Below are 14,732 nucleotides of genomic sequence, written 5' to 3' on the forward strand. Positions count from 1 at the left end.
AAAAAGAAGAATTATGAAAAATAAAATATTAATTTTTGTTTTAGCAGCTGCTACAATGGTTTTTGTATGCTGTAAAAAAGAAGGTAAAGAAGGTCAGACTAGTATATCAGCTGCCGATGCAAGTAATATTGATCTAAAAGAGATTAGGGAAATTACCAAGGAGGCTTATATTTACGGATTTCCTATTGTAGATAACAGCAGGATTCAATATGCATATTTTGTAGATAAACAAAATCCAGAATACAAAGCTCCGTGGAATAAGATTCGTAATGTTCCCAGAGTTTTTACCTCAGAAGATAAAGCGGTTCAAACTCCCAACTCAGATACGCCTTATTCTTGGATTGGATTAGATTTAAGAAGCGAACCTATTGTTTTTGTGATACCTCCAATTGAAAAAAACAGGTACTGGAGCCTGCAGCTAATTGATTTGTATACTTTTAATTTTGCCTATTTGGGAAGCCGCACAACGGGAAATAATGGAGGCGTTTATATGCTTTCCGGCCCTAATTGGAAGGGAGAAAAACCCAAAGGGATTGATAAAGTTATTCCGTGCGAAACAGAAATTGCTTTAGGAATAATCCGAACACAGCTTTTTAATCCAGGTGATTTAAAAAATGTTGAAGCAATACAGAAAAAGTATGATGTTAAAACGCTTTCAGCGTTTTTAGGCAAAGCAGCTCCAGTGCAGGCAAAACCAATTGATTTTATAAAACCGCTTTCTCCGGAAGAACAAAAAAAATCATTGGAGTTTTTTAATAATCTAAATTTTGCTTTACAATTTTGCCCCGTAAATGCTTCCGAAAAGGACTTAAGAGCTCGATTTGCAAAAATTGGAGTTCAAGAAGGTAAAGCTTTCAATCCTGACAGTTTAAGCGCTGATGTTAAAAATGCCATGAACGAGGGAATAAAAGACGCATGGCTTGAAATAGCTGAGTTAAAGAAAAGGATCGTAACGGGTGAGCTTTCGTCAGGAGACGCTTTTGGAACGAGAGAATTTCTTAAAAATAATTATCTTTTTAGGATGAGCGGAGCGTTTTTAGGTATTTATGGAAATTCAATAGAAGAGGCAGTGTATCCATCTTATTATGTTGATTCGAATGGCGAAAAATTAAATGGTAAAAATAAGTACACTTTCAAATTGCCTCCAGGACAGCTTCCTCCAGTCAATTCATTCTGGTCCCTTACAATGTACGACCAGCCGGCAAGTCTTCTTGTTGCAAATCGGCTTAATCGCTATCTGTTAAATTCAACAATGCTTGGGCAGTTTAAAAAAGATGCTGACGGAGGATTTACGTTTTATATTCAAGCAGATTCTCCAGGAAAAGATAAGGAATCTAATTGGCTTCCAGCTCCAAAAGGTGATTTTGCTCTGATAATGCGATTGTATTGGCCAAAAGAAGAAGCTTTGAACGGCTCATGGAAGCATCCTAAACTGATTAAAAATTGATTTTTTTGTTTATTAGTTTATAATAGTCTCAGTTATTGAAAAGTGAATTAAATAAACTTAACTACTTTTATCTGTTTTATATTTCGTACCTTAAGGAAGTTTTAGAACCGGTAAAATTTTCATAGCCTTTTTTCTTTAACCCAATAGAATTTATGTATCTGCCGGATGAATTATATAATCTTAAGTTTGCTGAACATTTTAAAGAAATGAAGAATATGTATGCAGCTGATCAACGGTTTAAGCTGATCTGTAATACCTATTGCAGAAGCATAAAGAATAATAGGAAATTAATAAATAGTCCCAATAAGTGTTTCTGCCAAACAATAGAATCTGAAAATTTATGTAGAGAACTTGAAGAGGAAATACTTTTTTATATAATACGGAGAATGTGAAAAAATGGATACGATGCTGAAAATTTGGAATTAATGTAAGCGGGATATCTGTAGTACGTATTTATTTGCAAAAATACAGAAGACTTGGTTAAAATCTAAACTTTTCCAAGGCTGTTTTGAGAAATTGTGCTCAGGTCTATTTTATTTTTTTGCATGGATTTAAAGAAGGTTTATTTTGCATGCCGAATGTGAAGTTTAGGGAATTGATACTTTATGCCGTAAACAAATTGTACAAAACAGTTTTAGAAATGGGCACTTGCTACGGCAAGTAATGCAGACAGATTATTTCTCCTTCTTAAGTGTGCCAACAAAAAGAATGCATGGCAAAACAGTATTTAGTTTTTATTTATTTGGAGCTTAAAGTGCAATGTTTTTTAAATTTATTGTTTTTTCCGATAGATTTGAACTTTCAATTACCCATCATGTATAATATGATGTTCCCGGACAGCACTATTTACAGTATAGCTACAAGTTTTGCAAATGTATTCGAATATTATTAAAGCGAAGCGACAAACCATAATTAGAAGGAGGGATTAATACCTAATGTGCCAGCCATAAAAATCCCTCCGATTCTGATTGCTTCGCGGCAAAAAACTGATGTTTTTTTGAGCTGGCATAAAAAAACTAATTTTAAATAAAGCGGTTCAGGCTAAATTTCATTCCCTGTACTTAATCGGCTATTGCTTTGCTGTTAGATAAAAGTCATATGAATATACATTATAAGGAAGCAGTTTTTTTGAAAAAAAATACGAAATTACAGTTCCAAGCGCAATAGGGACAAACAATAAATATCCGTTTGGAAGCAGATTACAGATCAGAACCAAAGAAGTTAAGGGAGCGGAAAGAGAAGCCGATAAAGCAGCCGCCGCCCCTACCAAGGCAAAGTTTAAAGGGATTAAATCTGCTGAAAAATAAGCATTGCCAATAGAGGCGACAAGCAGCCCTAGAAATGCTCCTGAAACAATGCTGGGCGCAAATACGCCTCCGTCTCCGCCTGCTCCAAGTGTAAGGGATGCCGCCAGGGGTTTTAGCATTGTAATGATTAATAAGAAAAAAAATGAAACGCCTGGTGCCTTTATGGATTCATGCAGCACCTCATGAAGGGCATCATAACTATCGCCGTATAAGCCTGGGTACAAGTAAATTAATGCACCAACAGTTAAAGCCCCTAAATTAACGCGTATGAAATTGTTCGAAATAGTCCCGAAAAGGCCTTTAATCCGGGTAACTAAAAGTGTGAAATAAACTGCCAATAACCCTGAAAGAAGGCTTAAAATAATAAAAAACGGAAAAGCCGTCCAATTCCAATCTGCAATGGTATATAAGAGCAAAGGCTTATTATCAAACAAAGAAATAAACAGCCAACTTGCCAATGCTGAACAGGTACAGGCGATAACCAGTGTTCTGTTTATTTTCCTTGCAATAACCTCCATTGCGAATAGCCAGCCGGCTAGAGGGCTGCAAAATAAAACAGCAACTCCCGCGGTCACTCCCGCGCAGATTAATTCCGTTTTATATATTTTTGCACACAGATCCTTTTTGTAGGCAAAGTTCCCAATAGTGGCCGCAGCCACTACAGTGGATACTTCTATACCTGTTGACCCTCCAAATATTACTGTTAGAAATCCATTGATGTAATGCGAGGGGATTTTAAATAGCGGCAAATGGTCTTTGCGCTGATCAAGTGTTTTATATATTTCGGTTATTCCTTTGTTTTTCCTATTCTTGAATGCATATTTTCTCAAAAAATAAATCGCGGTAATTCCAATGGTAGGAAATAAAATTATTCCTATTGAATAATTGCTGGCAATATTAAACAGGAAGCGTTCAAAAAATTCTGTCAGCTTTTTTAGTGAAAATGCGAGCAATGCCCCACAGAGCCCAACAAAAATAGATATAAGCATAAGTTTAAAGTAATTTCGATGAATTATCTTGTGTCTTTCCATTGAGCGGGTAAATATTTTTTGTTTAAAAAAAACAAGGTTATGTATTAAAATATGTTATTTATAATTTCTATTTTTTACGTAGAAATTTAGTAGTAGATTGTTAAAAGATTTTTTTAAAGCCAAAAGAGGTCTTCACATTCTTTATTATTTATTTGTAAAAAAACCTTTCGTGTTTACTGTAATTTGATTAGATGCCATATTGTTTCTGATTAAAACAAATATATTTTTCTCTTCGAAACGTATCAATATTTCAAGATCTTCCTCAATGCGGCTTAATGATTTTTCAATTTCAAGATTTTTTTTAAAATGTTTTTTTATTCTTCTGGCAGAGATAATGCTTTTTTTATGAGTTCATTTTCCATTCCTAATATAGGAAAAATAAATTCTTTCTCTATCTCAAAATGCTGGGCCAATTCATTGCTGTAATGCCAGTCGGCGTAATTTTTAATTCTTTAAGGGGCAATTTTCTGCCACGGATTGCCCAGCATAATTCTAACGACTGCTGGTGGTCTATATGCAAAGAACTAAGCAGATGCCGTAAATCTCTTGGGGCACCTGCATTAATTATAACTTCTTTAAAACTCATTTTTTTATCAATTTAATTAAAGGGTTTAATATCTCTAATATAATGCAGCAATTTCCATTCCGAATTAAAATAGACCTTCACAAAAGAAGGCCTATTTTCTGATGGAAATATTTATGAAAACTACTAATTCCAGCCACCTCCTAATGCTCTGTAAACATTAACAAAGGCGTTCATCTGCTGTTTTTTGGTTTCGATAAGTTCAAATTTAGATTCTAAAGCATCTTTTTGAGTCAATAAAACTTCCATATAATCTGCTCTGGCAGAACTAAACAAATTGTTAGATATCTGAACAGATTCGTTTAAAGCATCAACTTGCTGTGACTTCAAGTCATAGCTTTTTGCCGTATTTTGAATTTTAGACAATTGGTTGGCAACTTCAACATAAGCATTTACCAATGTTCTTTCATAATTGTATACAGCCTGAATTTGCTTAGCTCCAGCGGTAAGATATTCTGCTTTTATTGCATTTCTATTAATTAGAGGAGCAACCAAATCGCCTGCTATAGAATACAACAAAGATTCTGGAGAAGTCAGTAAATATTTGGTATTAAAAGCTTCATATCCAATCCCTGCTGAAATGCCTAGCGAAGGGTAAAATTTCGCTTTAGCAGCTTTAATATCCAGTTTTGCGGCAATTAGTTCCATTTCTGCTTTTTTAATATCTGGACGATTTTCTAAAAGCTGGGAAGGTACTCCTGCGTGAATATCTGCCGGAGTAATAGTGCTGAAAGTATTGCTGCTTCTAGCAATTTTTTGAGGAAAACGCCCTAATAAGAAATTGATTTTATTCTCCGTTTCGGTAATTTGCTGCTGAATATCAAACTGAAGACTTTGCGTACTCAAAATCTGCGCTTCAAATCTACGTACAGCCAGTTCGTTCACTCTTGCAGCTTCTTTCTGTATTTTAACCACTTTTAAAGCATTGGTTTGAATGTCAATGTTTTGTTTGGTGATTTCTAGTTGATTATCTAATGCTAAAAGTTCATAATACGAATCGGCTATTTCTGCAATCAAATTGGTAATCACAAAATTCTTTCCTTCAATAGAACCTAAATAACGGTTTAAAGCGGCTTTTTTTGCATTATGAAGTTTGTTCCAAATATCTATTTCCCAACTTGAAGTCAGTGCAAAACGATAATTAGGAAGCGGATCAGGTGTTTCTTTGCCAGGCATAATATCTGTTGTTGCTTCGCCAGAACCTGTGCTGGTGTATCTTCCAGATTTGGTTAAATCGGCACCAGCGCTAAAACCAACAAAAGGCAAATATTCTCCTTTTCGTGCTTTTACTTCGCTTTTAGCAATTTCAATTTCTTGAAGCGTAATATTCAATTCCTGATTGTTTTTCAATGCAATATCAATCAGATTCTCCAAATTTTCATCTGTAAAATAGCTTCTCCATTTAACTTTTCCGGTATTTAGAGTGTCTAAACCATTATCAGCATAGTTTTCGGGTACCGTTTTATTTTCTGTTTTTTCTACAATAGAAGTTGTTTTACAACCCGCTATAGATAGTAATACGCAGATAAGACCTGCGTATTTTATATTTCTGTTATTCTTCATTTTCCTCCGTTTGATTGTTTTTTGAAAAATCATCTACATGATGTATGAAATCATCAGATAAAGAGCTTTCTTCTTCTCCTTTAATTAGTTTTCGGCCTTGTGCCAATGAACCAAAAATGTAATATAGTCCAGGAACTATGATTACTCCGAAAATGGTTCCGAAAAGCATTCCGCCAAGCGCAGATCCTCCAATAGTTCTGTTTCCAATTGCGCCCGCTCCAGAAGCAAAAATTAACGGTATCAAACCAGCAATAAAGGCAAATGATGTCATTAAGATGGGTCTAAAACGAACTTTGGCGCCTTCAATTGCAGCTTCGAGAATTGTCGCGCCTTGCGAATGTTTTAATACAGCAAATTCGACGATCAGTACGGCATTTTTACCAAGCAATCCGACCAGCATAATCAATCCGATTTGAGCGTAAATATCGTTTTGCAAGCCCATTATTTGTAGAATGACAAACGAACCTAAAATTCCAACAGGAATAGATAAAATTACAGACAACGGAATAATAAAACTCTCATATTGTGCAGCCAATACGAAGTAAACGAAAGCCAATACCACTAAAAAGATATAAAGCGATTCGTTGCCTCTTCCAGCTTCATCATAAGAAAGACCTTCCCATGCAATATCATACCCTTTAGGAAGTGTTTTAAGAGCGGTTTCCTGTACCGCTTTAATGGCATCTGCAGTAGTGTATCCTTTTGCAGGCTGACCCTGAATAGCAGCAGAATTATACATGTTGTAACGCGTGATCTCATTAGGTCCCTGTGTTTTTTTAAGAGTCATAAAAGCAGAATAAGGCACCATTTCTCCATGATCATTTTTTACAAAGAGATTCAATACATCTGATGGGAGTCTTCTAAATTTCGGGTCAGATTGCACATATAATTTAAAGAAACGTCCAAATTTGATAAAACCTTGTTCGTAGGTACTTCCAATTAAAATATTTAAGTTTTCCATTGCCTTACCAATAGAAACGCCTTTTTGCATTGCTAAATCATTATTGATCTCCAATTCATACTGCGGATAATTGGCGGCAAAGAAAGTAAACAAACCAGAAAGCTCTTTACGTTTGCCTAGTTCTGCCATAAACTGCTTGTTGATTTTATCAAATTCCTGATAATTGGTGCTGGTAGTTTTGTCTAGTAAACGCATAGAAAAACCGCCAGAAGAACCAAATCCTGGAATTGCAGGCGGTTCAAAAAACTCTACGACAGCACCTAGATCTTTAGATTTCTTTTCTAATTCTTCCATGATTTCTGTTACAGAATGTTTTCTGTCAGACCATGATTTTAAGTTAATCAAACAGGTTCCAGCATTAGAACCACGACCTTCTGTCATGATTTCATAACCTGCCAAAGAAGAAACAGATTCAACGCCTTCGACTTTTTCACAGATTTTCTGCAATTTTTGAGCAACCTGATTGGTTCTTTCTAAAGTAGCGCCAGGAGGCGTTTGAATGATTCCGTAAATGGTTCCCTGATCTTCGCTCGGAATAAATCCAGAAGGAAGTACTTTATTTTCTATAAAAATAAAAGCACAGAAGGCAATTAGAATTCCGAAAGTTAAAACTCTTCTGCTTACAATTGTTTTTAAAACCACAACATAGCGGCCTGTAAGTCTTTCAAACCATCTGTTAAAAGCATCTAGAGATTTTGTCAGGATATTTCCTTTTTTCTGTTTTCCATGATTGTTTTTCAAAAGAATGGCACAGAGAACAGGAGTAAGGGTCAAAGCTACAATGGCAGAAATAATAATTGAGCTCGACATCGTAACCGAAAATTGTCTGTAGAAAGTTCCTACGGGACCAGACATAAACGAAACAGGAATAAATACAGAAACCATAACGGCTGTAATAGCAATAATGGCACCTCCAATTTCGCCCAATACTAATTTAACGGCATGATAAGGTGTAATATGCGGAAATTCTTCAAATTTGGCATGGACGGCCTCGACGACGACAATAGCGTTATCGACTACAATTCCGATTGCTAATACCAATGAAAAGAGAGTAACCAAGTTGATTGACATTCCAAACAGCTGAATCACAAAGAAAGCGCCAATTAAAGATACGGGAACGGCAATAATTGGAATTAAAGTAGAACGCCAATCTCCTAAAAATATAAATACAACCAAAGCAACCAAAATGAAAGCATCTCTCAAAGTATGAACAACTTGGTCGATAGAAGCATCTAAGAATTGAGAAACGTCATAACTAATTTTATAATTCATTCCTGGAGGAAAACTCGCTTTCATTTCTTCGAGCTTTGCTTTAACATCATTAATTACGTCACTCGCGTTACTTCCGTAGTTTTGTTTTAATACAATTGCTGCAGAAGGATGACCGTCTAGATTCGAATAAATATCAAAGAATTCGCTTCCTAATTCAACTTTTGCAATGTCTTTTAATCGAATGCTTTCACCTTCAGAATTGGCACGTACAATTACATTTTCATATTGTTTAGGTTCATCATATCTTCCTTTATACGTCAGCACATATTCTAAAGATTGTGCAGCAATACCAGAACTTTGTCCTAATCGCCCAGGACGACCAATAATGCTTTGTTCTTGAAGTGCTTGCATAACTTCTTCAACAGAAATTTTATAAGCTCTCATTCTATCAGGATTCAACCAAACGCGCATGGCGTATTTACGGCTTCCAAGAATCTGAGTTCTCGCAACACCTTTAACACGGCTAATTTCTGGAATCATTTTTACATCGGCATAGTTGTAGAGAAACTTCTCATCCATGCTTCTGCTCTTCGAGTAAAGGTTGATATACATTAACATACTCGGTTGAATAGGAGTAATAACGACTCCTTCACGCTGAACCAGTTCAGGTAATAATGGCATTACCTGATCTACCCTTGTTTTAACTCTAATTACAGCTTCATTAGGATCGGTTCCTGGTTCAAAAATTATTCTAAGTGTTGCTTCTCCGGCACTCGTTGCATCTGTAGCCATGTAACGAACACCTTGTGTACCATTAAGCGAATTCTCTAAGGTAATTAAGGTAGATTTTACAAGTACATCGGCACTTGCACCTGGATAAGCGATAAAGATATTTACGGTTGTGGGCGCAATTTGTGGAAATTGCGATATAGGAAGCTGTTTGATGGACAGCGTACCTATAAAGACAATTATAATCGAAATTATAATTGCAAAAACGGGTCTATGTATAAATTTATTAAACATGTGTTCTTTTTTTAGATTCGGTTATTCTGCATACAATTCTAAATTGGACATAACCGATTGCGGTTTTACCACTTCGTAGTCTATTTTTTGATTTTCTTTTACAAGACGAAGCCCTTCTAAAAGTATTTTATCATGAAGAGACAAACCTTCCTTTATTACAAATAGGTGAGGCATTTCGGCAGCAATAACAACCTCTCTAGATTTTACAGCATTATTTTTATCAATTACATACACATATTTTTTGTCTAAAACTTCAAATGTCGCTTTTTGAGGTATTAGCATAGCATTTTTAAGTTCGATAGGCATTTGAATGCTTCCTGTTTCTCCGTGTCTTAATAATCTTTTTGGATTAGGAAAAGTGGCTCTAAAAGGAATATTTCCGGTTTCATTATCAAAGTCGGCTTCAATGGTTTCTACAACTCCAGGATATTGGAATTTTTTGTTGTTAGCCATCAAAAGATTAACTTTCATTTTACCGCTTTTTCCGGTCTTTTCCTGATAATCTAAATATTCAGATTCTGGAACGTTATAATATACCCACATTGAGCTGTTATCTGCCAATTCTGTAAGCAATTCTCCTTCATCAACTAAACTTCCCTGACGTACGTGAAACTTGTCAATGATTCCATCAAAAGGCGCTCTGATTTCTGTAAACTGAAGATGAACTTTGCTTAAAGCCATTTCAGCATTTGCTTTTTCTAATTTAGCTTTTGCCATTGCCAGTTCATTTAGAGAAACCACCTTTTCATCAGCTAACTTTTTAGCGTTTTGATATTCAATTGAACTGAAACTTACTTCAGCTTTTGATTTTTTTAATTCGGCTTCATAAAGAGCAGGCATGATTTTAAATAGGAGCTGACCTTTTTTTACCATTTGTCCTTCGTCTACATATATTTTTTCAAGATAACCGCGCTCTTGAGCTCTTATCTCAATATGTTGAATAGAATGTATTTGTGATACGTAATCTTTTGTAATGGTAGTATCTTTTTCGATTGGATTTGTAACCAGAAATTTGGTTTTTTCTTCTTTTTCTTCTTCTTTTTTAGAATTGCAGCCCGCAAAAACTAAGGCGCATAAAGTCATGATCATGAAAATTCTCTTCATAATTATTTCAGCATTAAAACGTAATTTATTTTTGATTTTAGATAAAAAGGTCTTTGGGAATAGACTATAGAAGTTCATATCCGTCTATTATCTAACTAAAGAACACAGAGGATAAAACTATAAAGTGATTGGCTATTGGCAAGCAATAGCGTTAAAAATCAAATTCTAAAAACCTGAAATAACAGATATACTTTATTGTCAAGTAAACTGAAAATTTTGCAGTTATTTACTTTTTGGGTAAAAGCAGTCGCAGAAACGACAAAATGATTACTTGTATGAAAAATTAAAAAGTAGTTGTTTTTTACAAGCTTTTTTTGGGTAGCCGAAAAATTATCCTCGTTTTCTTCATTATCGAAAAGGCATATTTTTCTTTTAAAAGATTCAAATGAACGTCCTCGATTTAATTTGGATTCACTTTGAGTATGATCTGCAAGAGTACAGAACGAAAACTTTTTATATAAAACAATGTTATTGTGTGCATAAACATTCCCATATCCATTTAAGAGAATGACTATTGAAAGTAAAAATTTAGTGCACCAATTTTTCATAAGAGTCACAAATTTAAACAAACGATGCCATAAAAGCAATGGTTTGACTTTATTTATTAGAAAATTTTATTTGATATCTCCCGATTATCATGATTGAGAAGGATGGACAAAACAATTTTTGACTGCAGCTGGGCTGCAATAAATGTGTGGAAATAGGTGGGCGGTAAATGAGGTTATAAAGCTTAAATCTTTTTTGTTGCGATCAAAATAATTGATGAAATTTTGAAATTCTTTTCGTTTAGCCCAAATTGTAAACAATGACTTTTTTAGGGCTTCTTTAGTAATAACTCCTTTATTAATGTTTTTTTGCGCTTTCCAAACATCATAAATACCAGACTCAAATGAGATGGTATTAAAACCCATTTCTTGATGCAAGGACTCAACAATCTTGGTTTTCATTTCAAAAACATTTCCGTCAAAATGTGTTTTTTCGCCAAGCATTACCACTTGAGCTTCTTTTATTTCTTCCTTTAAAAAAGAGAAATCTTCTACCGAAGTGTTTTCAGGTAAAACAATAACTTTCTGATTTAAACTCTGCGCTTTACCAATCTGGCAAATTAAAATAACCAGTAGTAGAGTATTTTTCATTTAAATAAATTGAAATTATGTTGAATGTAGACAAAGAGAGTTATAAAGATCGTTAAAAACAAAAAAAAGCTTCAGGTTTCTTTTAAGCTTTTTGCCTTAGCGGGAAAAGGACTCGAACTCGTTCGTAAAAAAATATTTCGGATTTATTGGATGGACCGTTTCGAACCTAAATCTGTCACTACCGTATTTTTCTGAGCTTCTACTTTTTGATAACATGACGCGGCCAGATCATCCGGAAATGAATGCGGAGTAATCAAGAGCTGTTTTTATTGGGAAAACTACAATTTTTAACATACTTCACTATCTCGGAAAAAGATTAAATTTTATATTTGGGATGAGAATACAAAAAGTTTCAAACAACAGATCTTTTGCTATGGAAAAAGCTATACGATTAAAAGTGAGAAAAGATTTGGACCCCCGCCAGCAGCTCACCTTTATCAGATTAAAGGGCAGCCTTATATCAAAGGGCTATACAGAAATTATCCACATTATGGACCAGGACGATGAGTTTCATATTAACAGCTTTGAAACGCTACCCGAGCATCGCAGGGAAGTGGAGGAATATATTTCGGGATTCATCAGCTCGGAGAATCTTGCCGATACTATTTCCATAAACAGCTATTAAATTTAAAGCTGAGAAGAGTTAAACTGCCAGACAGGGAGAGATGAGCCTGCTGTCTGATGATGTGGTATGTTTTTTTATTGCAACGGAATTTTTTAAACCAAAATTTTAAGCACTAGGCGAGATTTGGCCTGCAAGCAGGGGTTGTCTTTTATTGGCATTATGAGTTTGGTGTGGGTGTACTGTTTGGGATTGATTTAAAAATCAATATGATTTCTTAAATTATTCCCGAGAAAATAATATGGGATAATTTGTTAAGTAAAATAGGTATTGTGAATTCTGTATTCTGAATAATAGAGTTTAAGGTAATTTAATGAATTCTATATTCCGGGCTCTGGACAGGCTCACTTTCATTGAGCTAATTTTATTTTTTTGTCTTTTAAAAAATAAAGACTTCCACCATAATCCATAATATTATAAGCATTTTGGCAAGTTGAAACTAATTGATATTCGTTCTATGGCTTTAATTGAAAAAAATAGTTTCCCTTCTTTTTGAAAGATCATTAGAGAAGCAAACCAAATTTTAGCTTCAGTAGAACAGTAGATTAATAAGTAGTTCAGTAAAAAAAAGCAATCTGCCTATTCATTGAATGGTTTACATGATTTCTGATTTTTTAAAAAAGACGCTCTGCGATTCAAATCTCAGCGGTGAAGAGCTTGATTTTAAGGAACTAGGTGCAAGGTAAAGGCTTAAGGGCAGGATTCTGCCATAAAATTTGAAATGGAAAATTCTTTGCAAATCCGCCTAAACTTTTTGTGGTACTTTTGAAGGCAACTCCATATTTGATTTAATTCCTGTTTTTTATTTATTTTCTTTATATTTGTTAGGTAGGTCTGTTATCTTCTCTGTCAAAACTTCATTTGTAACAGCTTGTATTTAGTTTTATATTTCTTTGGAATTTAAAGTTAATATCGGATTTTTTCTGATTATTTTTCATTTAACCTAATTATTAGAAATTATATGCAGCAATTTCACAAAAAAAAACAACACTTAGTATAGGTGTTACGGTGCCCAGTTTGGTTTTTATTATAGGAATTTGTGTGCTGTCGGCTATTTCTCCAGGCTTTACTGAAGATCTTCTGAATGTCATGAAAAATTTCATTTTTGTTAATCTGAACTGGGTATACGTTTGGTCAGTTACCATTTTTGTTTTGTTCTTGATTTATCTAATGATAAGCAAATACGGAAATATCCGGCTTGGAAGGAATAATAGCAAACCAGATTATTCTTTTTTCTCGTGGATTTCAATGCTTTTTGCTGCAGGAATGGGAATTGGTTTGATGTATTTTAGCGTTGCGGAACCGATGCAGCATTATTCCAATGAAATTTTTGCTGGAAAAACTCTTGTTCAAAGAACTCAGAATGCCCAGCTTTATACCTTTTTTCATTGGGGAATCCATGCTTGGGCAATTTATGGAGTGGTCGGGCTTTCCTTAGCTTATTTTACATACCGATACAGATTGCCGCTCTCGCTTAGGAGTTGCTTTTATCCTTTATTGAAAGATAAAATTAAAGGCAGGTGGGGAAATATAATTGATGTTTTTGCGCTTTGCAGTACATTTTTTGGAATTACTACAACGCTGGGCTTTGGTGTGGTGCAGATCAATTCAGGGTTACAGATGTTGAATGTTGTGCCTGAAAACAGTTTTGTTTATCAGGTTATGATTGTTGCCGTATTAGTTTCTTTGTCCATTTTTTCAGCGGTGAGTGGCTTGGATAAAGGAGTTAAAATTCTCAGCGGAATCAATATTGCAAGTGTAATACTTTTGCTTCTTTTTGTATTGATTCTGGGTCCGACGGTCTGTCTTATTGGTAGTTTTACAGAAGGAATCGGTACTTATATCAATAGTTTTTTCAGCCTTACTTTTAATACGCACATTTATGAAGAAAATACCCAGCCTTGGTTTTATAACTGGACCATTCTTTACTGGGCTTGGTGGATTTCGTGGTCGCCTTATGTTGGACTTTTTATTGCTAGAATTTCTAAGGGCAGAACTATTAGAGAGTTTGTTGGCGCTGTTTTGATATTGCTGACCTTGTTTAATTTTATCTGGATGTCTGTTTTTGGCGGAAGCGCCATTTGGTTTGATTTGCATACAGCCAACGGCGCACTGAGTGCATTAGCGGGTAATCCTGATGCTTTGATGTTTAGTTTTTTGGAATATCTTCCTCTGACAAGAGCGTTGAGTTTCATTGTAATTTCGATCATTATTATTTTCTTTGTAACTTCAGCAGACAGTGGAATTTTTGTAATGAATAGCATTGCAACCAAAAATGCTGAAAATTCTCCTAAATGGCAGACAATAAGCTGGGGAATTCTTTTGGCAGTGCTTGCATTGATGCTTCTTAATGCCGGTGGTTTGGCAGCACTTCAGAGCATGACATTGATTACTGCACTTCCGTTTTCAATAATAATGCTGCTCTTTATAGTAAGTCTTATGAAAGCTCTTTCTATAGATAGAAAGTATTATGAAAAAGATTTTTCCCGCACTACCGTTCCCTGGTCGGGAGCATCTTGGAAAGAGCGCCTAAAGCAGATTGTTTCTTTTCATGATAAATCATCTGTTGATGAATTTATCAATACCAGTATACATGAAGCATTTATAGAATTAGAATCCGAATTTGCAAAAAGTAATATCCAGGCCAAAATTAATTCCTATGAAAACCCTCTATAGCACTTTTATAACATACCCCTGTAATAGTAATGGATATTACATCCATAAGAAGTGGAGTGGAATCGAC

The 14,732-nt window shown here is 34.8% G+C and carries 8 protein-coding genes; 3 read left to right on the forward strand and 5 right to left on the reverse strand.

All coding sequences use genetic code 11. From position 1 onward, the window contains the following. Positions 1-13 precede the first annotated feature (13 nt). Positions 14-1,447 (forward strand): DUF1254 domain-containing protein, encoded by a 1,434-nt coding sequence (locus tag NU08_RS10025; protein ID WP_129746992.1) that lies wholly within the window; start codon positions 14-16, stop codon positions 1,445-1,447. Between the two features lie 1,069 nt (positions 1,448-2,516). On the opposite strand, the gene NU08_RS10035 is transcribed toward NU08_RS10025, so the two are convergent. The 5 genes from NU08_RS10035 to NU08_RS10055 form a co-directional block, all read right to left on the reverse strand. Then, positions 2,517-3,743, reverse strand: a complete 1,227-nt coding sequence (locus NU08_RS10035) for a chloride channel protein (RefSeq protein WP_317126353.1) — start codon at positions 3,741-3,743, stop codon at positions 2,517-2,519. Between the two features lie 751 nt (positions 3,744-4,494). After that, positions 4,495-5,931 (reverse strand): TolC family protein, encoded by a 1,437-nt coding sequence (locus NU08_RS10040; RefSeq protein ID WP_026729725.1) that lies wholly within the window; start codon positions 5,929-5,931, stop codon positions 4,495-4,497. After that, positions 5,921-9,127, reverse strand: a complete 3,207-nt coding sequence (locus tag NU08_RS10045) for an efflux RND transporter permease subunit (protein ID WP_129746994.1) — start codon at positions 9,125-9,127, stop codon at positions 5,921-5,923. The genes NU08_RS10040 and NU08_RS10045 overlap by 11 nt, the downstream gene beginning before the upstream one ends. Before the next feature lie 21 nt (positions 9,128-9,148). After that, the gene (locus tag NU08_RS10050; protein WP_026729727.1) at positions 9,149-10,231 is read right to left on the reverse strand and encodes an efflux RND transporter periplasmic adaptor subunit; all 1,083 of its coding nucleotides are present in this window, start codon (positions 10,229-10,231) and stop codon (positions 9,149-9,151) included. Positions 10,232-10,866: 635 nt separating this feature from the next. Next, entirely contained in the window at positions 10,867-11,367 is a 501-nt protein-coding gene (locus NU08_RS10055) for a hypothetical protein (RefSeq protein ID WP_129746995.1), read from the reverse strand. Between the two features lie 373 nt (positions 11,368-11,740). Between NU08_RS10055 and NU08_RS10060 the strand changes: the two genes are divergently transcribed. After that, positions 11,741-11,992, forward strand: coding sequence for a hypothetical protein (locus NU08_RS10060; protein ID WP_129746996.1), 252 nt, complete (start codon positions 11,741-11,743; stop codon positions 11,990-11,992). A gap of 966 nt (positions 11,993-12,958) precedes the next feature. Then, positions 12,959-14,665, forward strand: coding sequence for a BCCT family transporter (locus NU08_RS10065; RefSeq protein ID WP_129746997.1), 1,707 nt, complete (start codon positions 12,959-12,961; stop codon positions 14,663-14,665). Positions 14,666-14,732: the final 67 nt, after the last annotated feature.

The organism is Flavobacterium anhuiense (genome assembly GCF_004151235.1).
Lineage (GTDB): Bacteria > Bacteroidota > Bacteroidia > Flavobacteriales > Flavobacteriaceae > Flavobacterium > Flavobacterium anhuiense_A.

Bases quoted from the DNA above. Each gene is read 5' to 3' on its own strand.
- NU08_RS10050 (WP_026729727.1), bottom strand. From the start codon at position 10,231: ATGAAGAGAATTTTCATGATCATGACTTTATGCGCCTTAGTTTTTGCG.
- NU08_RS10060 (WP_129746996.1), top strand. From the start codon at position 11,741: ATGGAAAAAGCTATACGATTAAAAGTGAGAAAAGATTTGGACCCCCGC.
- NU08_RS10025 (WP_129746992.1), top strand. From the start codon at position 14: ATGAAAAATAAAATATTAATTTTTGTTTTAGCAGCTGCTACAATGGTT.
- NU08_RS10055 (WP_129746995.1), bottom strand. From the start codon at position 11,367: ATGAAAAATACTCTACTACTGGTTATTTTAATTTGCCAGATTGGTAAA.
- NU08_RS10045 (WP_129746994.1), bottom strand. From the start codon at position 9,127: ATGTTTAATAAATTTATACATAGACCCGTTTTTGCAATTATAATTTCG.
- NU08_RS10035 (WP_317126353.1), bottom strand. From the start codon at position 3,743: ATGCTTATATCTATTTTTGTTGGGCTCTGTGGGGCATTGCTCGCATTT.
- NU08_RS10040 (WP_026729725.1), bottom strand. From the start codon at position 5,931: ATGAAGAATAACAGAAATATAAAATACGCAGGTCTTATCTGCGTATTA.